We start from the raw sequence: 22,801 nt of genomic DNA, 5'->3' as shown, positions 1-22,801 counted from the left end.
TCCTTGGACATCCCGATGCATCCTTATCGCAGCTTGTTCAACCCCGGCGACAATGGCGCGTAGTGACCGGCAAATTGCTTGGCGAGCGGGCTGGCATAACCGCCGACCTTCGAGGTTCTCAGGCCCAAGCTCGATATGGCTTCGGCAAGCCTGACCGCACAGGCCACACCGTCGATCACCGGCACCCCGTGTTCGGTGGAAAGCTGGTGGGCCAAATCGGCCATCCCGGCACAACCGAGTACGATCGCCTCCGCCTTGTCTTCGATGATCGCACGGGAAATTTCAACTGAGATCTTTTGACGGGCTTCAGAACCCGGTTCTTCGAGGTCAAGGACGGCGACATCCGATGCCCGCACCTTGGCGCAGCGAGAAGACAGGCCGTATTTCGATAGATTGTGCTCGATCGCGGGCACCGAGCGCGCGAGCGTAGTGACGACGCTGAATTTGCCGGCAATCAGCGTTGCAATGTGAAACGCCGCTTCACCTATTCCGATCACCGGCGCGCTCGTAGCGCAGCGCGCTGCATCGAGACCCGTATCGTCGAAACAGGCGATCACATACGCGTCCATATCGCCTGCTTTGAACATCTCGGCGAGAATGCCAGGCACCACGAAGGCCTCGTCGAAATAGCCCTCGATGCTCGGTGGACCGTCTTTCGGATTGACTGCGATGATCCTGGTTCCGGCCGACGCGGCGATTTTTGCGGCCTTGCCGATCTTGTCGGTCATCGAAGTCGTCGTATTGGGGTTTATGACGAGGATGCGCATATTCGGTCCTGCCTACACTTCGCCGCCGAGATAGAGATGCTTGACGCGATCGTCGCTCAGCAATTCCGCCGAGCTTCCGCTGAGCGCAACCCGGCCGGTCGTCAACGCGTAGGCGCGCTGGGAGATACGCAGCGCCATGCGCGAGTTCTGCTCGACAAGCAGAACGCTGACCTTTTCGTCGCGGTTGATGGCCACGATCGAACGCGCGATGTCCTGCACCAGCTTCGGCGCGACGCCGAGTGACGGTTCGTCGAGGAGCAACAGGCGAGGGCGCGCCATCAGGGCTCGCCCGATCACCAGCATCTGTTGTTCGCCGCCGCTCATCGTGCCCGCCTGTTGCGTGTAGCGCTCCTTAAGTCGTGGGAAACGCGTCAGCACCATGTCCATGCTCTGTCGGATCTCGACCTTGTCGGAGCGAGTAAAGGCGCCCATCAGCAGGTTGTCGCGCACAGTCATGAAAGGGAAGACGCGACGCGCTTCGGGCACCATCGAGATACCCATACGGACGATCTCGTCCGGCGCGACGCCGTCGATGCGGTTGCCGCGATAGCGGATCTCACCCTTGCGGATCTTTCTGAGGCCGGTGATGGCCCGCAGGATCGACGACTTGCCCGCACCGTTGGCCCCGATCAGGGCGACGGTTTCCCCTTCCTTGACCTCGATCGACACGCCCTTCAGGGCATAGACATGGTCGTAGTAGAGTTCAACGTCGTCGAATTTGAGGAGCGGTTCCATGGCCTACAATCCGATCGATTCGTCTTCGACACCGAGATAAGCTTCGATGACCTTCGGGTTCTGCTTGATTTCTGCCGGCGTACCCTCGGCGATCTTCAGGCCGAAGTTGAGCACGATGATGCGATCGGAAATGTTCATGACAGCCGGCATGTCGTGTTCGACCAGGAGCACAGTAAGGCCGCGCTCACGCAGCTTTCTAACGATCTCGACCGCACGCCTGGTCTCGTCGTGATTCATGCCCGCGAAGGGCTCGTCGAGCAGGATCACAGACGGATCGGTGGCAAGGGCGATGGCGATGCCGAGCGCCCGCAAATGCCCGTGGGGCAGGTTGCTGGCGATCTCGGCCTGCATCGGTCCCAGCCCGAGAAAATCGAGGATTTCATCCGCGGATCTCCCGAACGCGTCCAGATCGCTGCGTGCCGAGGCACTGCCGAAATAGAAGCCGGCGAGGGTGGCGCTCGAGCGCAAGTGATGCGCCGTCACGACATTGTCGCGCACGGTCATGTTCTTGAAGATCGTGGTCTCCTGGAAGGTCCGCACGACGCCCTTGCGGGCCACGACGTGTGGCGACAGGCCGGAGATTCTCTGCCCCTTGAACCTTACTTCGCCTTCGGTCGGCCTGAGGAACGAGGCGACCAGCTTGAACAGCGTCGACTTGCCAGCGCCGTTTGGCCCGATGACCGAAAGGATCTCGCGCTCGCGCACCGAAAAGGAGACGTCGTTGACCGCGACGAGCCCGCCGAAACGTTTGGTAAGGCCGATGATTTCGAGAATGTCGGCCATGGCGCTAGAGGCTCCTCTTGCCGGGCAAGGCGAGGCTCAGCAGACCGTTGGGCAGGACCAGCATCAGCACGATCAGCACGGTCGAGAAGATCAGGAGCTGGTATTCGCCCGTCTGGAACAGCACGTCCCAGCCGAAATAGAGGACAAAGGTTCCAAGCATCGGCCCCAGCACATAGCCGAGCCCGCCAAGGAAACAATTGAGCATGAAATTCACCGAGTCGGCGACCGTGAAGCTCGACGGATAGATTGACTGGGAGATCGCTGCGAACATCGCCCCACCCAGACCACCGAGGAAGGATGAGAGCGCATAGGCGACGATGCGCAGATAGGCGATGTTGACGCCGATCGAAGAGGCGAGCTCCTCGTTCTGCTGCAGTGATTGGCAAAGCTGGCCGATGCGCGAATGGGCGAGCCGATAGAGACCGAGGAAACACAGCGCCATCAGCAATACGGCGACGATGTAGAAGGCGAGCCGGGGATTGGCGAGAGTCGAGAAAGCCGGAACGAGAGTGATGCCGAAAAACCTTATGCCATCTGGCAGGGGGATGCTGACGATGCCTTTGGCGCCGTTGGTGATCGGTATGGCAAGGGCAAGCAGGCGGGCGACTTCCGTCAGCACCAGCGACACCATGGCGAAGTAGACGCCGCGCAGGCGCAGAATGGGCAGCCCGATGAGAACGCTGGTCGCGGCACAGAAGAGGCCCGCCAGAGGCAGGGTCAGCCAGAAGGACACGCCATAGTTCATCACCAGGATGGCGGAAACATAGCCGCCCATCAGCGCGTAGGCGCCCTGGCCGATATTGATGCGGCCGATATAGAAGGTGATCCATACGCCCGCGCTGATGATGCTGAGCAGCGCCACCGAGGTCAGCGTGTAATAGAGATCGGTCCGGCCGGTGACGTTGATGAGCAACGGCACCCCGACGAGAAGCGCGAGCAGGAAGAGTGCGGCCGAGATGATTTTGGGAGTTGCGGATGGTTTCATCGCATCAGCCCCACGGTTTGCCCATCAGCCCGTTCGGGCGGATGCTCAAGAAGATCATCAGCAGCGCGAAAATGGCGAGGTAGGTGACGTCGCCGTATTCGCGCAGCACGGTAAGGCCGACCGATTCCATCATGCCGAGGATGAAGCCGCCGGCAATGGCGCCGGCAACCACACCGGCGCCGCCGATCATCACCATCAGAAACGCCTTGATCGAGATCGGTCCGCCGATACCGGAATTGACGCCGGTGATCGTCACCAGCAAGCCGCCAACCACCCCGGCGAGCATCGCCCCGAGCGCGAAGCCGATCATGGAATAGCGCTCGACCTTGACCCCCATCAGTTGCGCGGCAATGCGGTCTTGCGCCAGCGCCCGCATGGCGCGGCCCGGTTTGCTATATTGCATGTAGAGCATGAAGGCGGCGATCATCAGTATCGCGATCACGCCGACGACGATGCGATCGTAAGGTAAGATCACCCGGTCGGAGATGAAAACGCCGCTGATGATCTTCGGCACGCCACGCTGCTTCTCGCCGAACAGAAGCAGGATGATGGCTTCGAGGAAGAATGCGGTGGCAGCGGCGAGCAGCATCGTGCTCTCCTCGCGCTTGCTGCGTTGGATCACTGGCCGGAAAAGAAACTTCTCCATCAGCGCGCCGACGACCGCCAGCGTCACCCCCGAACAGACCAGCGCAACCACGAAAGGCAGCTTGAGCTGGCCGTAAACCGAGTATGTCACGAAGCCGCCCAGCACGTACATTTGTCCGTGCGCGAAGTTGAGAACGTTCATGAGCGCGAAGATCAGCGTCAAACCGAGCGCGATCAGCGCATATTGCGCACCCAGATAGAGACCGTTGGCAATGACTTGTTCCATGGCTGCAAATCCGGTCGATGGGAGGTCCGGGACCGGTCCCGAACCTCGATTGACTGCAAATCAGGTCACGTCAGTCCACTTCGCCGACGAACAACGTCTTGAAGGTGCCGTTTTCGAACTCTGTCACCACCATCGGTACCGAAACCTGGCGCTTCTGACCGAAGGAGGTGCTGCCGACATATTTCAGCGTGCTGTTCTTGGCGTAGGGGTTGGGGGCGGAGAAGCTGTCGATGGTCTTCTTGAACTCCTCCACGTCGTCTATCGCCTTGGGGTTCGCCTTGAGCGTTTCGAGGATGTATTCGAGCGCGTAGACCTTGGTGTTGGACTCATCATTGTATTCGCCGAACTTCTTGGTGTAGCGTTCGATGAACTCCTCCATCAGAGGCGTACGGATCTCCGGGGTCGAAGCGCCGCCGACGGAGATGAAGCCGTTGGCGAGTTCGCCAGCGCCTTCCTGCAGCACGGTCGCGTCCTGGGCCGTCTCGGCCGACATCAGCCCTTGGTAACCCAACTCGCGCGCCGCGCGGATCAGCAGCGGCGCGTTGGCGGGGGCCACGCCGGACAGGACGAGCAGATCCGGCTTCAACTGGACGATAGGCGTCAACACCGGTGTGAAGTCGCGTGTGTCGTTCTGGTAGGTGTCGGTCTCGGCGACCACTTCCAGCCCAAGTTCTTTCGCGGCAGCGACGCCGCTGTCACGCTGGCTGATCGGGTCGGATTCATTGGCGGCGATGAAAGCCACCTTCTTCACGCCCTTGTTTTCCTTCAGATACTTGTAGATTGCCGGCCCGGATTGATAGTTGGCCACCATGCCGAGGATCGCATTCGAGGCCGGCGGGACGTAAAGTGCTTTCGGGAACGCATAGGGGAAATAGATGATCCCCTTGGACTCGGCCACCGGCCGAACGGCTGCCGCGCCGTCATCGACGTTCGGGCCGACGACGTAATGGATACCTTCCTGAGCCATCTTCTCCATGCCGGCAATCGCCCGCTTGGGGTCCCTCTGGTCGTCGAAGGTCACGATGGTGATGTTGTAGGTGTCGTCGCCGATCTTCACGCCGCCGGCCTCGTTGAGCCAATCTGCGCGTGTCTGCATCGAGCGGACGTTGGATGTGCCCCAGGCTGCGGCGGGACCGCTGGTCACGCCGACGAAGCCAATCTTGAGTTCCTTGTTCTCCGCTTGTGCGGGAAGGGTGGTTGCGACTGCAATTGCCAGGATCGAAACGGCGCCGAGCGCCAACGATTTCAATGTCGAGCGTCTGTTGATCATCTCACTCCCCATTTTTGGCATCCGGCACGAATGGCGCGGCGGATCAGAATAAGGAAGCGCTAATGTATGGTATTGTCAACATAATAAGGAAGTATTGTATACGTTATTTGCGTAAGTCGCCTGCGAGGTCGCGCATCCCCTGCGTTGGCAGAAGTGCCGTGGGGTGTCCGTTCGCCAAAGTGGCTGTCAAGAAAGGCGGGGTGATCGCCACGGCGTGACGAGATCATCGGCATGAACGACCCCACGGCGGACGCCGAAGCCTCGCAAGTTAGCAGGAGCTGGAACGCTTGCCGTTCCAGCTCCGCGCGCGGGTTACTCCGCGAAATGGGTCAGCCAGTGGCGCGGCTTGTTGTCCGCCAGCTGGGCGACCCGGTCTATCTTGTTGCTCATCACCCAGGCCATTGGCTGCTGGTGCAACGGCAACATGATCATTTCGTCCTTGACCATCTGGAGAGCCTTGGTCTGCAGATCGAGCCGCTTCGTGCGGTCCATTTCGGTCGATGCCTGGATGATCAGTTTGTCGATCTCTGGATAGCTCCAGCCACCCCAGTTGAAGACGCCCGCCTTGTCGCTTCGCGTTTCGATCATCTGGAGCAGGATCGAGTAGCTGTCGAGCATCGGCTCGTTCGCCCAGCCGATGATGTAGACGTCAGACAGACCACCCGTGCGCTTGGGCGCCTGTGCGGCCGTCGGGCCGATGTCGAGCTGCGGCTTGAAACCGGCGCGGCTCAGCATGTTGACGATGCTCTGGCAAAGCTCCTCCTCATTGACATAAGCCTCGTTCGTGCAGACGAGCGTAAAGGGGAGATCGCTAGCGCCGGCTTCGGCGAGCAGCTTTTTCGACAATTCGGGATCGTACGGTACCAGCGTGTCCAGGGCTTCGACATATCCCGGAATTTCCGGTGCAATGATCGCGCCCGCCGTCCTCGACTTGCCGCGCATGACCCGCTTCTGGATGAGATCCTTGTCGAGCGCATGGGCGACAGCCTGGCGGACGCGCAGATCGTTGAACTTGTTGTCGACGCCGTCGGCCAGTTTCGGCTTGCGGTTGAAGCCCATCATGATGGTGCGCAGGTCGGTGCGCTCCATGACCTTCAGGTTTGGCTGCGCGACGAGCCGCGGAATATCCTGTGCAGGCGCGTTCTCGGTGAAGTTGATCTCGCCCGACAACAGCGCGGCGACCCGCGTTGCGGCCGAAACGATCGGCGTGAACTCGATGCGGTCGATATTGGACTGCGACTTGTCCCACCACTCGGCGTTCTTGACGAGGACAGTTTTGCTGTCGGGCGTACGGCTCTCGAGCCTGAACGGACCGGTGCCGTTGGTGTGGTAGGTGGCGTAGCCTTCGATCTTTTTGCCGACGTCCGTCGGCTTTAGCGAGTTATTGTCGGTGAGCCAGGTAGCATCGAAAATGTGGATGTTCGTCAGGTCGTTCAGGAGCAGCGGATAGGGGCCGGTGAGTTCGATATCGACGGTGTGGTCATCGACCTTCTTTGCCGACTTGTAGGCCGGAAGGTTGCCGCGGAGCGGAGAGGCTGGATCGCTGACCCGCGTGAGAGAGGCCATCACGTCGTCCGCGGTGAAGTCGGCCCCATCGTGGAACTTGACGCCCTCGCGCAGATGGAACCGCCAGACCGTATCTGATACGGTTTCCCACGATGTCGCCAGCGCCGGCTCGATCTTCAAATTGGCGTCGTAGCGGACAAGCCCCTCGTAGACGTGGTTGAGGAAGGACAGCGTGTAGCTGTCGCCATAGGAATAGGGATCGAGCGAATAAATGTCGCGCGAAGCGCCCCATTTGAGCGTTTCCGCATGGCCAGCCGCGGAAAGCACGGCCGACATGACGGCCGCGAGGGTCAATTTCTTGAGCATTCTGCAGTTCTCCCTGGTTGAGGTTACCTATCCCTTGAAGGGGAATCTTCGTCTTTGAAGGCAAGGACAGCGGGCCGTATGTCTAATCGGCGACACGGGTCGGCCGGTGTCGCGACTTGTTCCCGGCGCGGACACGACCTGCTCGATCCTGTCGACCATCGGCCGCAGGAGCAGCGGGATCATGCGTCTTTGGCCAGCTTGGGCGCCGCCGTTTTGATTGCCAGACGCTTTTGGCGGTCGAGTTCCTTGGCCAGCGAGGCCATCAAATCGTCAGCGTTGGAATCCGCACAGCTATTTGACGTGCTGGCACAGCTTGAAGCGTCGTCTTGCCGTCGATTGACGGCCAGTCGATAGCCGGCGCAGACACCACCTTGAGCTCAGGCTCGTTCCCGCACCAATCCTTCATGGATGTGGTTGAGGAACGCGCGGTTCGATGGTGGGACGTGGAATAGGGATCGAATGAGAGATGTCGCGCCGGCCGGCCCGGTGGACCGTGTCGGCATGTGCGGCCGTCGCCAAAAGTCCCACGGATACGCGGTCGCGACGGTCCTCCGAAGACCTTGCATCAACACTGGCTCCTCCCTAGCTCGTGCCTTGCTATTAGCACCATCGCACACCGAGAGAGTTTGTCAACGAATTTGTCGACAATTGTGAATACCATTTATTATGTGTTTGTTGACAAATATGGGGCGACTGGATCTCGTGGTGCCTGCGGTGCGCTCCGGTCTCGGCCTCTTCAAGCCCAGGTCGCTGCTCGTCCAGCCAGGTCTGGGTGGCCTGCCGGTTCCGGCTCTTGTCTCGGCGCTCGGCGACTTCGACAGCTACCGTCGCCGGCGCGGCACGGCCAACATCATCCAAGCACAGCGCCGCTTGGTTAGCCGGTCGTCAGGCTGCGCCTGAGCCGGCACCCGGCCGTCCGTCGCGGCCGAAGCCTGGTGCGTTGATTTTTATGGGAGCGAATATCGTTCAGAGCTATGATTCGACGATTGTCTGACACGCGCAGGCTTTGGCGAGGCGTGCCACGACCAAAAGTGGTCATGGCACGCGCTGACCGCATGACGTGTTTAAGGCTCGTCACGCTGCGAGGTGTTGGTCGAAGAAAACCGTCAGCTTGTCGAACGGGATGAGGTCGAGACGGTCGTAAAGGTCCACGTGACCGGCACCCTTCACCCAAAACAGTTCCTTGGGTTCCGCCGCCCGCTTGTAAGCGTCCTCGCTGAACTCGCGGGAATGCGCCTGGTCGCCCGTGATGAACAGCATGGGACGCGGCGAGATCGTCTCGATGTCGTTGAACGGGTAGAAGTTCATGAACTTGACGCTGCTGGTTAGCGTGGGTTTCGTCGTCGTCTGACTTGTCGCGCCCTTCGGAGTAAATTCTCCGCGCGGTGTACGATAGAAATCGTAGAACTCGCGCTGTACTGGATCGGTGTCGGCCTTCAGTTCGAGCACGGTGCCGCCCATGTACTGCGTGTCGCTGCCGGCGAACTCGGCCCAGCGCCGCTCGGCAGCCGTCGCGATGAACTGCTTGCGTTGCTCGACGGTCTGCGAGTGGTTCAAGGCGTCGCGGAAGGCGGCACCCATGTCATACATGCTGACGGTCGCAATCGCCCTGATGCGCGGATCGATCTTTGCCGCACTGATGATGAAGCTACCGCTGCCGCAGATGCCGATGCCGCCGATCCTCTGCCGGTCAACGTAGCTCTGGCTGCCGAGGAAATCGACGCCGGCACTGAAGGCTTCCGCATAGATATCGGGCGAGACGAGGTTGCGGGCCTGACCTTCACTCTCACCCCAGAACGGCAGATCCATGGACATGGCGACGAACCCCTGTTCGGCCATCTTGGTGGCATAGAGGTTAGCGCTCTGTTCCTTCACGGCACCCATCGGATGGCCAACGATGATTGCCGGGCTCTTCGAGCTCGGGTCGAGGGTCTTCGGGAGGAAGAGATTTCCCGCCACGGTCATCTGGTATTGGGTCTTGAAAGCAATCTTTTGCAGAGTAACGCGGTCGCTCGTATAGAAATTTGCAGCTCCTTCCGACATGTCCTGGGCGGCGGCCACGCCGCCATCGAGAACAGAGCCGCCATCCAGAACAGAGAATGCGCCAAGTGCCGCGATGCCTGCGCCGGTCACCCTTAGCAGGTGCCGCCGGTCGAGCTGAAAATCGCCGTTCGGGACGGGCTTGTCGTGCTTCTTATTCATCGTCGCATCTCCATTTTCATTGCTGCATTGAAGGATTCGGTCGCACAAACCCGGCGCCTGCGCCGGACACGCTTCGCAACTGCGGGGAGGGGAGCAGCGTCAAACCAGCTCGATACGGATCGGAAATTCGCCGCGTACCATACCGTCATCAAATCGACCGAGCCGGATCAGCCCGGAGGAATAGCGATAGTCGCCATAGAAGAGCGCCAGGTTGCCCCAGGGCGCGAAATAGCAGAGGTCGCCGGGGCGTTCGTTGTGGAATGGGCCGCTCGCCGGTTCCGTCAGTTTGCGCGGCAAGTAGACGACCTTCTCGTTGTCGGCGTAGTTGTCGATCTTCAGGTCGAGCGGCAGCATGGACGCGAAGTCCCTGGCCGACGGGTTGTCAGAGAGGGTCGCGACCATCGTCTGGCCGTTGAACGTCATCCTGACTTTCATGGTCGTGGGCTCCTCGCTTGCTGGGGCATTACCCTTCTGTGCCTTTGCGACCGGCGCCAGGCAGGCGATCGCGAGGGCACCCATAAGGACTGTCCGTCGGGTGGCTTTCGGCGCATTCGCGTTCATCTTAGGTTCTCCTGCCGGCGTGCCAGGCCGCCACGGCAAGGGCCGAAGAGCCGACAAGCAACGCGGCGGCGAAGGCGAAAGTGCTCATCCAGCCAGCCGTGTCGAACAGATAACCGCCGATCGCCGCCCCCATGGTGATGGCGAGCTGGATCGTCGCAACCTGCAGTCCACCACCAGCTTCGGCATCGTCGGCGAGGTGGCGGCTGAGCCATGTGCCCCAGCCGACGGGAGCTGCAGTGCCCAACAGGCCCCAGGCGATCAGGAAAGCCGCGGTGGCAAGCGAAAATGTTCCCAGCATGATCAGACCAAAGGCAATCAATGCCATCAGGAACGGTATCGCGGCCAAGATACTGAACAGGCGAGCCCTCAGCATGCCGGTGATCAGATAGGTTCCCAGCGCTCCCGCAAGCCCCATGAAAAGCAGGAGAAGCGACAACGAAGATACCGGTAATTCCGTCACCATCTCCAGGAAGGGTCGTAGATAGGTGAACAGCGCGAACTGGCCCATGAACAAGAATAGCATCGAGGACATGCCGAGCGCGACCTGCCGTCGGCGCAGCAGGCTAAGGACGTTTCGCGACTGCCCGTCACCGCGTGGCGGCAGGGCAGGTAGGCTCATCCACTGCCAGACCAAAGCGAGCAAGGCGAGCGGTACGACCGTGAAGAATGCGCCACGCCAGCCGATGTGATCGCCGAGCAGGCTGCCGAGCGGGGCCGAAATGGTCGCCGCGATGGCGTTGCCGGCGTTGAGCATCGCCAGCCCCTTGGGCACGGCGTCTTCCCGGACCAGCCGCATCACGATTGCCGTCGACATCGACCAGAAGCCGCCGACGGCGACACCAAGAAGCGCGCGCCCGATCATCAGCACCACGTAATTCGGCGCGAAGGTGACGATGCCTCCTGAGACGAGCAGGACCAAGGAAAAGGACGTGACGACCACCCGGCGGTCGAGCCGCCTGGTCAATCCCGAAACGAAGAGGCTGGTGATCACCGCGAAGATGCCCGAGATCGAGATCGCCTGACCCATCCGGCCTTCCGTCACGCCAAGGTCGGAGGCGATCGGCGTGAGCAGGCTTACCGGCATGAACTCGGAGGCGATGAGCACCGATACGCAGAGCGCCATTGCCAGCACGGCGCCCCAAGCTTCCGTTGCGCGATCCCGGTTTGTGACCGGCAGTGCCCATAGCGCTGACTGGGACTTCGTAAAGATCGCTGCTTCGACGTGTTTTGTCTGATTGTTTCGTTCCATGCCGCCAAGATAACGGCTCCCGATAATTTGATTAGCCGTTGCAATCCGGATGGACTTATCGATACCCGATATGAATTGGACGGAGGCCACCCGTGAAGAGGCAGGACCTGAACGACATGCTTTGGTTTCTCTCTGTCGCCGAAGAGCGCAGCTTCACCAGGGCGGCGGCAAAGCTTGGCACCTCGCAATCCACTTTGAGCCATACGATCAAAAAGCTCGAAGCCCGCATGGGCCTTCGGCTTCTGACACGCACGACGCGGAGCGTCGCCCCGACGGAGGCGGGCGAGCGGCTTCTACGCTCTCTGGCTCCGCGCATCGAAGAACTCGAAACCGAAATCGACGAGCTGATGGAGATCCGCGACAAGCCGTCGGGCACGGTCAGGATAAATCTCTCCGATCACGCCTTGGAGAGCGTCGTCTGGCCAAAGCTGCGGCCGCTGCTTTTGAACTATCCCGATATCAAGGTGGAGTTGAACCGAGACAACGGCTTCCGCAACATTGTCGAAGAACGTTTCGACGCGGGGGTACGGCTGGGTGAAAGCCTGGACAATGATATGATCGCGGTCAGGATCGGGCCGGACTGGCGGCTCGTGGCTGTGGGGTCGCCTGAGTATTTCGCCGGGCATCCGGCCCCGCAGGCGCCCCAGGACCTGGTCAGGCACAATTGCATCAATCATCGCCAGGCCGGTTCCGGCGGACTTTACGCTTGGGAGTTCGCCAAAGACGACCGGGAGCTTCGGGTTCGTGTCGATGGTCAGCTCACCTTCAACACGTCCTATGCCATGGTTGATGCTGCCGTCTCCGGCTACGGCATTGCCTACATACCCGAGGATCTCGTTACGGAACAGATCGGTTCGGGGAGCCTGGTACAGGTGCTGGACGAATGGTCGCCGACCTTTGCAGGCTATTATCTTTATTACCCGAGCCGGCGGCAGAATTCGCCTGCGTTCAAGATCGTGGTCGACGCGCTGCGCCATTGAGCGCCGATGTCTGATTGGTTCGGAAGGACGAAGATGAATCCGCTTGGCAGGTGTCCATTTTTAGGTCAAGCCGCGCGCAAACAGGCTCTGGCCGCGTTCTGAGGCCAGAGCCTAAGTAGGTTCTTTTTCTCCGTCAGATGCCGACGCGATCTCGGGTCTTCGACGTCACTCCTGTCCGGCAAGATACTGTTCGTCAGTGACCTTTTCCATCCAGGTGACGACGCTGCCGTCGAGCGATTCGGCCACGGCAAAGTGGGTCATCGCCTCCTTGGCGGATGCGCCATGCCAGTGCTTGACCAGCGGCGGGATCCAGACGACATCGCCCGGACCGACCGCCTCGGCCGGCTGACCCTCCTTTTGCACCCAGCCCCGGCCGGAAACGATGTAAAGGGTCTGGCCTAGCGGATGCGTATGCCATGCGGTTCGTGCGCCCGCCATGAAGGAGACGGTTGCGCCCCCGATCCGGGCAGGGGTTTGGCCCTGGTAATGACCCGATATCTGCACCTCTCCGGTAAAATAGTCCGCAGGTCCCTTTGCCGGAGCGGAGTTTGCCCTGACGATCTTGAGTTCCGTCTCGATTGCTTTTGGGGGACCGGCGTTCGCAGCAGCTTTTTGCATGAAAATGTCCTTGTTCTGTCAGACTCGCAAAAGGGTCTTGATGGCACGGCGTTCGTCCATGGCGCGATAGCCTTCGGCAACGTCGGCAAGAGGTAGTTCCAGGTCGAAGACCTTGCCCGGGTTAATGCTCCGGTCGAGGACGAGGTCCATCAGGTCAGGCAGGAAGCGGCGGACAGGGGCGGGACCTCCGAGAAGGCTTTTCTGGGCGAAGAAGAGGTTCTGCCCGTCGAATTGCACCCCATGCGGCACGCCGACGAAACCGATCCTGCCGCCGGGGCGGGCGCAGTTCATCGCCTGCGTCATCGCTTCCTGAGTGCCGACGCATTCGAGCACCGCTTCCGCGCCGACACCGTTGGTCAGTTCCTTGACGCGGGCTACGCCATCGTCGCCTCGCTCCGAGACGATGTCCGTTGCGCCAAACTCGAGGGCGAGATCCTGTCGGGTCTTGTGGCGGCTCATCGCGATGATCCGGGCCGCACCCATGTGCTTGGCGGCGAGAACGCCCATGAGGCCAACTGCGCCGTCGCCGACGACGATGGCCGTCGAGCCTTCCTGCACGCCGGCGGCAAATGCTGCGTACCAACCGGTGCCGAGAACATCCGAGGTTGCAAGCAGGCTTGGGATCAGATCGTCGGCAGGAAGCTCGGTTGTTGCGACGAGCGTTCCGTCGGCCAAGGGGACCCGCGCCAGCGGCGCCTGTGCCCCCGTCATGAACTCGCGCTGCTCGCAGGAGGACTGAAAGCCGAAGCGGCAATGCGGGCAGGTGTTGTCCGAAAGGCAGAAGGAGCCGACAACGAACTGGCCGGGCCGCACGGTCCTTACCGCACTGCCGACCTCTTCGACGATCCCGCAATACTCATGGCCCATGGCCATCGGCGCGCTGACCTCGTTTGCGCCTCGGTACGGCCAAAGATCGGAGCCGCAGATACAGGTGGCGGATAGACGGATGATGGCATCGGTCGGTTTCAGGATCTTAGGTTCTGCCACTTCTTCGCACCGGACGTCGCCGGGACCGTAAAGAATGGTTGCGCGCATTGGTGATAATCCCTGTGTCTAAGCGGGTGGATCGTGTCTAGGCGGGTGGATCGGGATCGATGGTTCGGGGCGCCAGTTCGCCGTACCGGTAGGAAGCGGTGACACCGCCATCGATCAGGAAGTCGCTGCCGGTGATGAAGGCGCCGTCGGGCCCCATCAGCAACGCAGCCAGGTTGGCAATCTCGTCCGGCGTCCCGGCGCGACCTGCCGGCGACAGAGCAATCATGCGGCGATAGCCTTCGCCACGCGGACCTTTTAGCTCGTCCTTGGCAAGCGGCGTGATGACAATGCCGGGGCTGATCGTATTGATCCGCGCGCCGCGCTTTCCCCAGCGGACTGCCTCAGCCTCTACACGCAGGGCATTACCGCGTTTCGAGATCTGGTAAGCGGTCAAAGGGTCGGTGATCTGTTCCGCCGCAAGCATCGGCAGGTCGAGCAGCGCGTCGGCAGGCGTCGTCGCCAACACCTTGTCCTGGTCACTGGTCAATGCGGGCAAGCGATGGCCGGACATGGAGGCGATGACGACGCCGGAGCCGCCAGGCGCGATCCGGTTGCCGAATTCTTCGAGCACCACCGCCGTCCCGTAGAGATCGACCTTCAGGATGGTCGCGGGTGATGCCTGCGAGGGAGAAACGCCGGCTGCATGGATGACACCGGTGAGATTGCCGATTTGCGTGGCAGCCTCGACGAGTGCCCGCACGGACGCTCGAGACGACACATCGACGACGTCCGTACTCACGTCGAAGCCGGCATCGCTCAGAACCGTGGCGGCGCGATCGGCATTCTCCTGTCGAAGATCCGAGAGGAGCGCGTGTTTGCCGGCACTGACGCGGCGGGCAATGGCCTGCCCGATCAATCCGGCGCCGATGACGACGACGACCTCTTTCATGGCGTTTCCTTGTGATGCCTCCGGCTCGTTCCGGTCATTGACAAGTTAACGCTGGATACAGAAATCCATTAGATGCTAAGTTCGGCATGAACCTATATTCTGGATTCATAAATGAAACGGGACGAGCTCGGCGACCTCATGGCCTTCCTGGCGGTTGCGGAGGAGCGAAGCTTCACACGCGCCGCCGCAAAGCTCGGCACCTCGCAATCCTCGCTCAGCCACACGGTGCGCCGCCTGGAGGAGCGGATGGGTGTGCGTCTCCTGAGGCGCACGACCCGCAACGTCTCACCAACGGACGCCGGCGAGCAGCTCCTGGAAACATTGCGTCCGGCGTTCAGCGACATCCGCAGCCGGATCGATGCTTTGAGCGCCATGCGCCAGCGGCCGGGCGGCACGATCCGCATCACATCCAGTCGGCATGCGGCCGAAACCATCGTCCTGCCGGCTTTGAAACGCCTGATGTCGGATTATCCCGAGATCAAGGTCGAACTCTCGATCGAGCAGAGGCTGGTCGACCTGGTCGCTGAGCGTTTCGATGCGGGGGTTCGGCTCGGTGAACGGGTGGAGAAGGACATGATTGCCGTTCGGATCGGGCCTGACCTTCGCATGGTCGTCGCCGGCTCGCCGGCGTACTTCAAGCGCCATCCGAAGCCCGAGACGCCGCATGACCTGACGCGACACGTTTGCCTGAACTTGCGCCTGCCCACGCTCGGCGGTCTTTATGCCTGGGAGTTCGAGAAGGATGGGCGACCTTTGAACGTTCGGGTCGATGGGCAGTTCATCTCGAACGATGTCCCGATGATCATCGACGCGGCATTGAGCGGCCATGGGCTGACCTGCCTGCCGGACGACCATCTGGAGCCGCTGGTGCGGGAGGGGAAACTGGTCAGGGTGCTCGAGGAATGGACGCCACCTTTTCCGGGTTACCATCTCTATTATCCAACTCGCCGGCTGCCATCGCCTGCCTTCGCGCTTCTCGTGGAGGCTTTGCGCTACCGCGAGGAGCTCGCGGTTTGAAATCCACGAAACCGGACCTTGCCTTGCGTGTCGAGCGCTCGCATTTCCTTCACGAGCGCCTTCTTCTGCCGGAAAGCGTTTTCTGCGTTTTGCCACTCCCCGTTCCGGAGAGAGCGCAGGCAGCCGCTACCAGGCGCAAAGCGACCGCGGCGTTGGCGTCAGGCGAGAAACCTCGATTCTTCGCCAGCACTGGCTGTCCATTCGCGGATAGACTTCATTGGTCCACTTCACGTCGTTGCTCAATCGCGCTCTATGGCGAGAAAAACTGTCATCGTCCTCATGCAGTTCGAACCAGACAAGCACCGTCTCGCCCTCACGGACCGGAAGTCTCGGAAAGCCGTTCACGCTGCGTTCGGTGATGAAAATCGCAACGACGCGTGCTCCGGCGCCTTCCAGGGTCGGCAGTGCCTCCTCGATGAAGTGTGCGGCGAACGCGTCTTCCGCGTTGGGGGCCAACGAGCAGATGTTTACGGTGACGAGACCTTTGCTTGGCTTGGGCTCCCGTTCCCTAGGCTGGTTGCCGGAGAAAGGCCGTGTGCCGGCAACGGGCTTGAGCAGCAGTACGTTGTCCGAGTTGAGCATCGTCTCGTTGGCGGACGGCCCATGTTCCTTCCAAACCGTGCTCGAATAAAAGCCTGCCAGCGCTTCCGTTCGGGTTTCCATGTTCGCGAAGGAGCGAACCCAGACAAAGGCGTCGGGATCGTCAAGGTCGCGGAATTCTCCTTCGATGCGCATTCCGAGCGCTTCCTGCGGTTCGACGAATTCCCTGTCAAACAGTCCAATTAAAGGTTCCCTTCCGCCAGGATGAAGTCGGTAGCGGCGGAGCTCGAAAACGGCATGGGATTCCATAGTGCCTCCAGAACAGGTCGATTGTCCTGTTTTGATAACAGGATGATTGACCTGTTTTGTCAAGGCGATATGTTGATCGAGTATTTTGCAGAAGACGACCATGATCGAACATAGAAGAACCAATGATCCTCAGGCCGTGCGACGAAGGATCGTCGATGCGGCGTACGATGCCTTTGTCACGCAAGGTTACCTCGCGACGGGAATGTCGGAGTTGCGCGAGAAGGCTTCGGTGTCGGGAGGTGCGATGGCGCACCACTTTCCTGCGAAACGCGAGCTCGGATTGGCGGTAATCCGCGATCGTGTCGCCGGCGCGGTACAGTGCACGTGGATCGAACCGCTGCGCGCCTGTAGCGATACGCCTTCAGGGATTGATCAGGTCTTCACGAACATCATCAGCGAACTGTCACGCAATGGCTGCGTCTCAGGTTGCCCTCTCAACAACATGGCTATGGAAGTTTCCAAGCAGGATCATGAGATGCGCGAGGCGCTCAGCGCCATCTTTACTGCTTGGCAGGATGCGCTTTCGGCACGATTTCAGGAGGATGTTCGCCTAAAACGTGTCGACGGCATTCAACCTGATCGTCTCGCCACCCTGATAATCGCCGCCTATTCGGGGGCCATGGCGATGGCAAAAGCCCATCAAGACACGCGCCCACTCCAGAACTGTCAGGCAGAGCTTGCGGCCCTTCTCGCGTCGAAATACGCCTGACTTGGTTTCGACCGGCTGACACATGGAACTGATGGTGATGCACGCTTGGACTCTGAAAGCGAGGGGTGGAGAATCACCTACTTTGCCCGCTCGAGGCGCATGCACCTATAGATGACGCCAACGGGGATGGCGGTGGGAACCGCGCGGGTCGTGCGCCCTCTCAGCCGGGTCTCGGCATAACGCCGCGGCTCGATGTTCGAGCCGCTTGCCAGCTATTCGTAGAGGCGTGAAGAGATTTCCGCCCTCTTTCAAATCGCCGGACCACCTCAAGTCGACGCGAAACGACAAATCGCGTCGAAGACGGCGCGGGGCATTCGCAAAGGTTGTTCAGTCGGGCGAGGCGGCCTGCCGCTGACGCCTGGAACGTAAACGCCGAGCTCTTCCAGCCGCCGGATCTGGTCGTGCGCGCGGGCGATGTAGCCGCTCCCGGCCGGACCCGGTATCATCGCGATCACCGTCAGGCCGACGGCGGGAGAGGCATCGCCTGTTCTGAAGCTTGGCGTGTCCAGCGACCATGAGCCGCCGGAGAGGCCGGCCGACAGCATTTCGACCAGAAGGGCGACGTTCGCGCCCTTGCGGCCACCAAAGGGTAGGAGGGCGCCGACGAGCGCCTCTTCGGCGTCCTCGGTATCGGCGCCCTCTGCGTCGACCGCCCAACCTCTGGGAATGGATCGTCCCTCGGCGGCAGCGGCGGCGATGTTGACATAGGCGGTGGCGCTGGAGGATTGATCGATGATCAGTGGCGGGGTGCCATCGCCGAGTGGGAACCCGAAGGCGATCGGGTTCGTGCTGTAGACGGCAGGCCCGCCTGCCTTTGCAACAACCATGGCATTCGCGTTTGTCGCGGCAAGACTGCTCAATCCTTCCAGCGCAAGCCGGCGCACGTAGTAGCCAAGTTCGCCCGTGGTGTAACTGTTCTTCTGGCTGAACAGGGCGATCCCGAAAGTGCGTACTGCGTCGACGAAGTCTCGAAAAGCAAGATCAAAGCCGAGTTGTGCGATGCCTTGGTCCGCGTCGGATGCCAGAAAGGCGGGAAAGGGGCGCGTGACGACCGGCGCCGGATCGCAATTGATACGGCCGTCACGGAAACTGTTGAGATAGTCCACCAGATGTGGAAACCCGACCGCGACGGGGCCGAAGCGAGCGGCCGAAAGGGTCGCGTCGACGAGTGAGCGGGCACTTTGCGGATTGGCGCCGGCGCCAAGGCATGCTCTGAGCGCAAGGTCCTCCGCTTCCGCAGCGGCGATTCCCACTTCATCCGCCATGTCAGATCTCCAATCCCGCCTTCCGGCCCTCGTAAAACGCATAGGGCGCCTGGCGCGGTGCCGCGCAATCGCCGATCTGATGGGGCGAAATACCCCGTGCTGCCAGGCCTGGCATCAGCCAGTCGGCCGGCGAATTGGTGGTGGCCGTGACCAGCGCATCGGCTTCGACGAAGCGGCGTTCTCCCGTGTTGTGATCGACGATTGTCGCGCCATTGCCGTGCCATTCGCTGATGCTGGCTTCGACGATCCATTCGACGCCGAGCTTGCTTAGCGCCTGCCGCATGGGAACGTCGGCGGCGGTTCTCTGTAGCTCCTTGCCGACGAAGGGATCGGGCGTCAGGATCGTCACCAGGTGGCCTTCCTCGGCAAGCTTCCAGGCGGTGCCGCAGCCGCGCCAGCCTCCGCCTTCGTCGAGAAGCAAGACGCGTTTGCCCGGCCTTGCCTGGCGCGCCATGATGGCTTCGACCGTGAAGACGTTTCCTTTCGCCAGGCCCGGCATTGTCTCGACCGTCGGCAGCGCTTTCTGGAATCCGGTCTCCGGCGAATAGGAGCCTGTGGCGACGATGACCCGTTCGTACTCGGAAGGTTCGATGTCCTCGGCCTCGAGATAGGTGTTCACGCGAACCTCTACACCGAGTTTCTCGAGCTGGCGCTCATACCAGGCGACGAGATCGAGGATCTGTGCCCTTCGCGGCTGCATCCCAGCCAAGAGGAAGTTTCCGCCGAGACGGCTCGATGCTTCGGCGAGCACGACCTTGTGGCCACGCTCCGCGGCCACCCGAGCGGCTTCCAGTCCGGCGGGACCACCGCCGACCACCAGAACGCGCCTCGGAGCATTCGTTTTCAGAAAACGGTCACCGTTCCATTCGGCCTCGCGGCCGACGGATGGGTTGATCAGACAACTGATCCAATAGTCCCGCGATCGACGTCCCCAGCACATCTGATTGCACGAGATACAGCCACGAATATCATCAGGGCGATCCTCGCCCGCCTTCGTCGCCAGATGGGGATCGGCGATCTGGCCGCGCACGATCGAAACGAGATCGGCTGCTCCTTCGCCAAGCACCGTTTCTGCGTTTTCCGGGGTGCGGATGTGGCTTTCGGCGATCACAAGGGCATTCTTGACGACGCCTTTCAGCACCGAAGCGAGATCGGCGCCAAGTTTCTCCGGGTAAAGGAACGTGGGCATCAACTTGTAGAAATCAAGGTAACCGCCCGAACCGCAGGTGACATAGTCGATGAGGCCCAGTTCGTCGTGCAGGCGGATGATCTCGGCAAGTTCGTCGCGTTGAAGTGCAACTTTGACGTCCGGCTCGTCGCTGACGGCAAGGCCGACGATGAAGTCCGAGCCGCAGACTTCCCTGATCCGCGTCAGGATTTCCCGCGACATGCGCGTGCGATTTTCGAGCGAGCCGCCCCATTGGTCGCCGCGACGATTACACCAGGGTGTCCAGAATTGGTCGACCATGCCGAGATAGGCCGCCCAGACCTCGACGCCGTCGAAGCCGGCATCCCGACAGCGCCGTGCCGCCTCGACGAAGCCGTCGATCGTCTCCAGGATTTCCGCTTCGGTCATCGGATGCGAGCCGTCGCTGTCGTGATAGCTCGGCCCGCCCGACGGCGACCAATGCGGATGAAAGGAGTTGTCGGAATCTCCATGGGCGCCGACGTGGTAGAGCTGCTGGATCGCAACCGCCCCATGTTCCTTGATCGCCTCGACCACCTTCCTGAAGTGGGGGATAACGCTATCGTCGGAGTGGCGGAAATTGCCGCGGGTCAAAACGGCTGCGGCATGCACCGGCATGGGCTCGACGACGATCATCGCCGCCCCGCCGATTGCCCGTTCACGGTAATAGGCGGCATGGCGTTCGGTCGGCAGGCCCTCGACCGCCATGTTCGCCGTGTGGGCGCCGAAGACGATCCTGTTCTTCAGGGTATGGACGCGTAATTTGAGAGGGGAGAACAGCCGGGGAAACTTCTTGGACATGGCGCAACTCCGGACGGAAGGGGATCGGGACTGGAATGGGTGCGCTTCGGCCACCCTTACGCTTTTCCGGGCGGAGAACCGTCCGCCCGGAGGGGAGACATATTGCGGCGGTCGCCTGTGTCACGCTGCAGTGGCTGCGATCGCCATTGTACGATCGTTCGCTTGATGCGCATTGACCATCGCACCCGCCAACTGACGGAACGTGACGACGCCGAGAGGCTTGCCCAAAGGATCGACGACGGTGATGTCGCCTTCGGGCGCCGACGCGAGCGTGCGCACCGCCTCTTCGATCGTGAGATCGGCGGCAATCCGCGGTCCGCTGTCGACGGTGGTCGCGCCGAATGGCGTCATGATTGCCTCGACATGCACGACACGCCCGCGGTTTACCTCCTTCACGAAGTTGGCGACATAATCGTCGGCGGGTCTCAGCACGATGTCCTGGCTTGACCCCTGCTGGATGACCTCGCCGTCTCGCAGAATGGCGATCTGGTCGCCGAGCCTGAGCGCCTCGTCGAGATCGTGGGTGATGAAGACGATCGTCTTCTTGATCTCCTTCTGCAGGTCCAGGAGCACCGTCTGCATGTCCGTGCGGATCAGCGGATCGAGCGCCGAATAGGCCTCGTCCATCAGCAGAACCGGTGCGTCGTTGGCAAGCGCCCGGGCAAGGCCGACGCGCTGCTGCATACCGCCGGAGAGCTGATTGGGATATTTCTGCTCGAAGCCTTTGAGACCGACTCGTTCCAGCCACCGCATGGCGGTGTCGGTGCTCTGCGCACGCGACACGCCCTGGATTTCGAGGCCGAAGATCGTGTTGTCGAGCACGCTGCGATGCGGAAGCAGCGCAAACTTCTGGAATACCATTGCCGTCTGGTGGCGGCGGAATTCCCGCAACTCCATTTCAGGCATCTTCACCACATCGACGCCGTCGACCAGGACTTCGCCGGCCGTCGGGTCGATCAGCCGGTTGATATGGCGGATGAGCGTCGACTTGCCCGAGCCGGAAAGCCCCATGATGACCTGGATGGAGCCCGACGGCATTTCGATATTGATGTCGCGAAGGCCGAGCACATGTCCGTGGCGCTCGTTGAGTTCGGCCTTGCTCAGGCCGTTCTGGACCGCTTCGACATGAGCCTCAGCGTTCGGCCCGAAGATCTTGTAGAGATGGCGGATCGCGATGCCGCCGAAAGCATGGTCAGCCATGGACCACCTCCCGGTGCTTCTGGAGCCGTTCGCCATAGGCCTGGCTGACCCGGTCGAACATGATGGCGATACCGACGATGGCAAGGCCGTTGAAGATGCCGAGCGTGAAGTACTGGTTGGCGATCGCCTTCAGCACCGGCTGGCCAAGACCCTGGACGCCGATCATCGACGCGATGACGACCATGGCCAGCGCCATCATGATGGTCTGGTTGATGCCGGCCATGATGGTCGGAAGCGCAAGAGGGAGCTGCACCTTGAAGAGCTTCTGCCTGTTGTCGGCGCCGAAGGCATCGGCCGCCTCCAGCACGTCCTTGTCGACCAGGCGAATGCCGAGATTGGTGAGCCGGATCATCGGCGGGATGGCGTAGATGACGACGGCGATCAGGCCGGGAACCTTGCCGATGCCGAGCAGCATGACGACGGGGATCAGATAGACGAAGCTCGGCATAGTCTGCATCACGTCGAGCACGGGATTGACGACCCGCTGGACCCTGTCGGAGCGCGACATCAGAATGCCGATCGGCAGTCCGATCGCGATCGACAGCACGGTGCAGACGAAGATCATCGAGATCGTCCGCATCGTATCGTCCCACATGTCGAAGTAACCGATCAACAGCAGCGTCACGAGACAGCCGACGACGATCCGCAGGCTTCTGGTCGCTGCCCAGGCGATGGCCAGGATCAGGAGGGTGATGATCGGCCAAGGTGTCTTGGTCATGAACCGCTCGGCGGCGATCAGAAAATGCTGCAGTGGCGCAAAGAAACCCTCGATCAGGTCTCCGTAGCTGCGCGTAAAGCCGCGAAACGTCTCGTCGATGGCCTTCTTCAGGTCTCGAAGCGCGTTGTCGTCCATGCTAGGAAATTGATAAAACCAGTCCATTCGGTTCCCCTTCTCGAAAGAGCCGATGCGTTCTTGTCGTTATGTCGGCATGAACGATGCGGCGTGCAGAAGCACGC

At 61.1% G+C, this 22,801-nt stretch carries 22 protein-coding genes; 4 read left to right on the top strand and 18 right to left on the bottom strand.

Annotated elements, in window-relative coordinates:
- Positions 1 to 23 precede the first annotated feature (23 nt).
- From QM996_RS26490 to QM996_RS26460, 7 genes are all read right to left on the bottom strand, one after another.
- Positions 24 to 767, bottom strand: coding sequence for an aspartate/glutamate racemase family protein (locus tag QM996_RS26490; protein ID WP_334196879.1), 744 nt, complete (start codon positions 765 to 767; stop codon positions 24 to 26).
- A 12-nt stretch (positions 768 to 779) separates the two neighbouring features.
- Positions 780 to 1,502, bottom strand: a complete 723-nt coding sequence (locus QM996_RS26485) for an ABC transporter ATP-binding protein (protein ID WP_334196878.1) — start codon at positions 1,500 to 1,502, stop codon at positions 780 to 782.
- 3 nt (positions 1,503 to 1,505) lie between these two features.
- Positions 1,506 to 2,285: an ABC transporter ATP-binding protein gene (locus QM996_RS26480; protein ID WP_334196877.1), complete on the bottom strand. Its 780-nt coding sequence runs from the start codon at positions 2,283 to 2,285 to the stop codon at positions 1,506 to 1,508.
- A 4-nt stretch (positions 2,286 to 2,289) separates the two neighbouring features.
- Positions 2,290 to 3,270, bottom strand: coding sequence for a branched-chain amino acid ABC transporter permease (locus QM996_RS26475; protein WP_334196876.1), 981 nt, complete (start codon positions 3,268 to 3,270; stop codon positions 2,290 to 2,292).
- Positions 3,271 to 3,274: 4 nt separating this feature from the next.
- Entirely contained in the window at positions 3,275 to 4,141 is an 867-nt protein-coding gene (locus QM996_RS26470; protein WP_334196875.1) for a branched-chain amino acid ABC transporter permease, read from the bottom strand.
- Between the two features lie 70 nt (positions 4,142 to 4,211).
- Positions 4,212 to 5,411, bottom strand: coding sequence for an ABC transporter substrate-binding protein (locus QM996_RS26465; protein WP_334196874.1), 1,200 nt, complete (start codon positions 5,409 to 5,411; stop codon positions 4,212 to 4,214).
- Positions 5,412 to 5,723: 312 nt separating this feature from the next.
- Positions 5,724 to 7,283 (bottom strand): ABC transporter substrate-binding protein, encoded by a 1,560-nt coding sequence (locus tag QM996_RS26460; protein ID WP_334196873.1) that lies wholly within the window; start codon positions 7,281 to 7,283, stop codon positions 5,724 to 5,726.
- A gap of 666 nt (positions 7,284 to 7,949) precedes the next feature.
- On the opposite strand from QM996_RS26460, the gene QM996_RS26455 reads away from it, so the two are divergent.
- A complete protein-coding gene (locus QM996_RS26455; RefSeq protein WP_500270532.1) occupies positions 7,950 to 8,183 on the top strand; it encodes a hypothetical protein in 234 nt (77 codons plus the stop codon).
- Between the two features lie 174 nt (positions 8,184 to 8,357).
- On the opposite strand, the gene QM996_RS26450 is transcribed toward QM996_RS26455, so the two are convergent.
- The 3 genes from QM996_RS26450 to QM996_RS26440 form a co-directional block, all read right to left on the bottom strand.
- A complete protein-coding gene (locus QM996_RS26450) occupies positions 8,358 to 9,485 on the bottom strand; it encodes an alpha/beta hydrolase (RefSeq protein ID WP_334196872.1) in 1,128 nt (375 codons plus the stop codon).
- A gap of 99 nt (positions 9,486 to 9,584) precedes the next feature.
- Positions 9,585 to 10,046, bottom strand: coding sequence for a cyclophilin-like fold protein (locus QM996_RS26445; RefSeq protein WP_334196871.1), 462 nt, complete (start codon positions 10,044 to 10,046; stop codon positions 9,585 to 9,587).
- Between the two features lies 1 nt (position 10,047).
- Positions 10,048 to 11,295, bottom strand: coding sequence for an MFS transporter (locus QM996_RS26440; RefSeq protein WP_334196870.1), 1,248 nt, complete (start codon positions 11,293 to 11,295; stop codon positions 10,048 to 10,050).
- Between the two features lie 92 nt (positions 11,296 to 11,387).
- Between QM996_RS26440 and QM996_RS26435 the strand changes: the two genes are divergently transcribed.
- A complete protein-coding gene (locus tag QM996_RS26435; protein WP_334196869.1) occupies positions 11,388 to 12,275 on the top strand; it encodes a LysR family transcriptional regulator in 888 nt (295 codons plus the stop codon).
- A 165-nt stretch (positions 12,276 to 12,440) separates the two neighbouring features.
- Here QM996_RS26435 and QM996_RS26430 read toward each other — a convergent pair whose 3' ends face one another.
- The 3 genes from QM996_RS26430 to QM996_RS26420 are packed head-to-tail and all read right to left on the bottom strand — an operon-like array spanning position 12,441 to position 14,817.
- On the bottom strand, positions 12,441 to 12,893 hold the full coding sequence (locus QM996_RS26430) for a (R)-mandelonitrile lyase (RefSeq protein ID WP_500270399.1): 453 nt from the start codon (positions 12,891 to 12,893) through the stop codon (positions 12,441 to 12,443).
- An 18-nt stretch (positions 12,894 to 12,911) separates the two neighbouring features.
- Positions 12,912 to 13,928: a zinc-dependent alcohol dehydrogenase family protein gene (locus QM996_RS26425; protein ID WP_334196868.1), complete on the bottom strand. Its 1,017-nt coding sequence runs from the start codon at positions 13,926 to 13,928 to the stop codon at positions 12,912 to 12,914.
- A 37-nt stretch (positions 13,929 to 13,965) separates the two neighbouring features.
- Positions 13,966 to 14,817: an SDR family oxidoreductase gene (locus QM996_RS26420; RefSeq protein WP_334196867.1), complete on the bottom strand. Its 852-nt coding sequence runs from the start codon at positions 14,815 to 14,817 to the stop codon at positions 13,966 to 13,968.
- Positions 14,818 to 14,928: 111 nt separating this feature from the next.
- On the opposite strand from QM996_RS26420, the gene QM996_RS26415 reads away from it, so the two are divergent.
- Entirely contained in the window at positions 14,929 to 15,834 is a 906-nt protein-coding gene (locus QM996_RS26415) for a LysR family transcriptional regulator (RefSeq protein ID WP_334196866.1), read from the top strand.
- A gap of 126 nt (positions 15,835 to 15,960) precedes the next feature.
- Here the strand turns inward: QM996_RS26415 and QM996_RS26410 are convergent, their stop codons facing one another.
- Positions 15,961 to 16,683: an NIPSNAP family protein gene (locus QM996_RS26410; RefSeq protein WP_500270398.1), complete on the bottom strand. Its 723-nt coding sequence runs from the start codon at positions 16,681 to 16,683 to the stop codon at positions 15,961 to 15,963.
- Between the two features lie 100 nt (positions 16,684 to 16,783).
- Here QM996_RS26410 and QM996_RS26405 point away from each other — a divergent pair, with 100 nt between their 5' ends.
- Positions 16,784 to 17,392 carry a TetR/AcrR family transcriptional regulator gene (locus QM996_RS26405; RefSeq protein WP_334196864.1) on the top strand — a complete coding sequence of 203 codons (609 nt, stop codon included), beginning with the start codon at positions 16,784 to 16,786 and terminating at the stop codon, positions 17,390 to 17,392.
- A 266-nt stretch (positions 17,393 to 17,658) separates the two neighbouring features.
- Here the strand turns inward: QM996_RS26405 and QM996_RS26400 are convergent, their stop codons facing one another.
- The 4 genes from QM996_RS26400 to QM996_RS26385 all read right to left on the bottom strand — a co-directional run bounded on the left by QM996_RS26400 (position 17,659) and on the right by QM996_RS26385 (position 22,724).
- Positions 17,659 to 18,657, bottom strand: coding sequence for an Ldh family oxidoreductase (locus QM996_RS26400; RefSeq protein ID WP_334196863.1), 999 nt, complete (start codon positions 18,655 to 18,657; stop codon positions 17,659 to 17,661).
- A 1-nt stretch (position 18,658) separates the two neighbouring features.
- The gene (locus QM996_RS26395; RefSeq protein WP_334196862.1) at positions 18,659 to 20,644 is read right to left on the bottom strand and encodes an oxidoreductase; all 1,986 of its coding nucleotides are present in this window, start codon (positions 20,642 to 20,644) and stop codon (positions 18,659 to 18,661) included.
- A 120-nt stretch (positions 20,645 to 20,764) separates the two neighbouring features.
- Positions 20,765 to 21,844 (bottom strand): quaternary amine ABC transporter ATP-binding protein, encoded by a 1,080-nt coding sequence (locus QM996_RS26390; protein WP_334196861.1) that lies wholly within the window; start codon positions 21,842 to 21,844, stop codon positions 20,765 to 20,767.
- Positions 21,837 to 22,724 (bottom strand): ABC transporter permease, encoded by an 888-nt coding sequence (locus QM996_RS26385; RefSeq protein ID WP_334196860.1) that lies wholly within the window; start codon positions 22,722 to 22,724, stop codon positions 21,837 to 21,839. The genes QM996_RS26390 and QM996_RS26385 overlap by 8 nt, the downstream gene beginning before the upstream one ends.
- Between the last annotated feature and the right edge of the window lie 77 nt (positions 22,725 to 22,801).

Origin of the sequence: Sinorhizobium chiapasense, from assembly GCF_045277575.1 — a bacterium.
In the GTDB taxonomy this organism is placed as follows: domain Bacteria; phylum Pseudomonadota; class Alphaproteobacteria; order Rhizobiales; family Rhizobiaceae; genus Ensifer; species Ensifer chiapasense_A.
The sequence above is the reverse complement of the archived record's forward strand: the minus strand, read 5'-3'. Positions and strand labels throughout refer to the sequence as shown.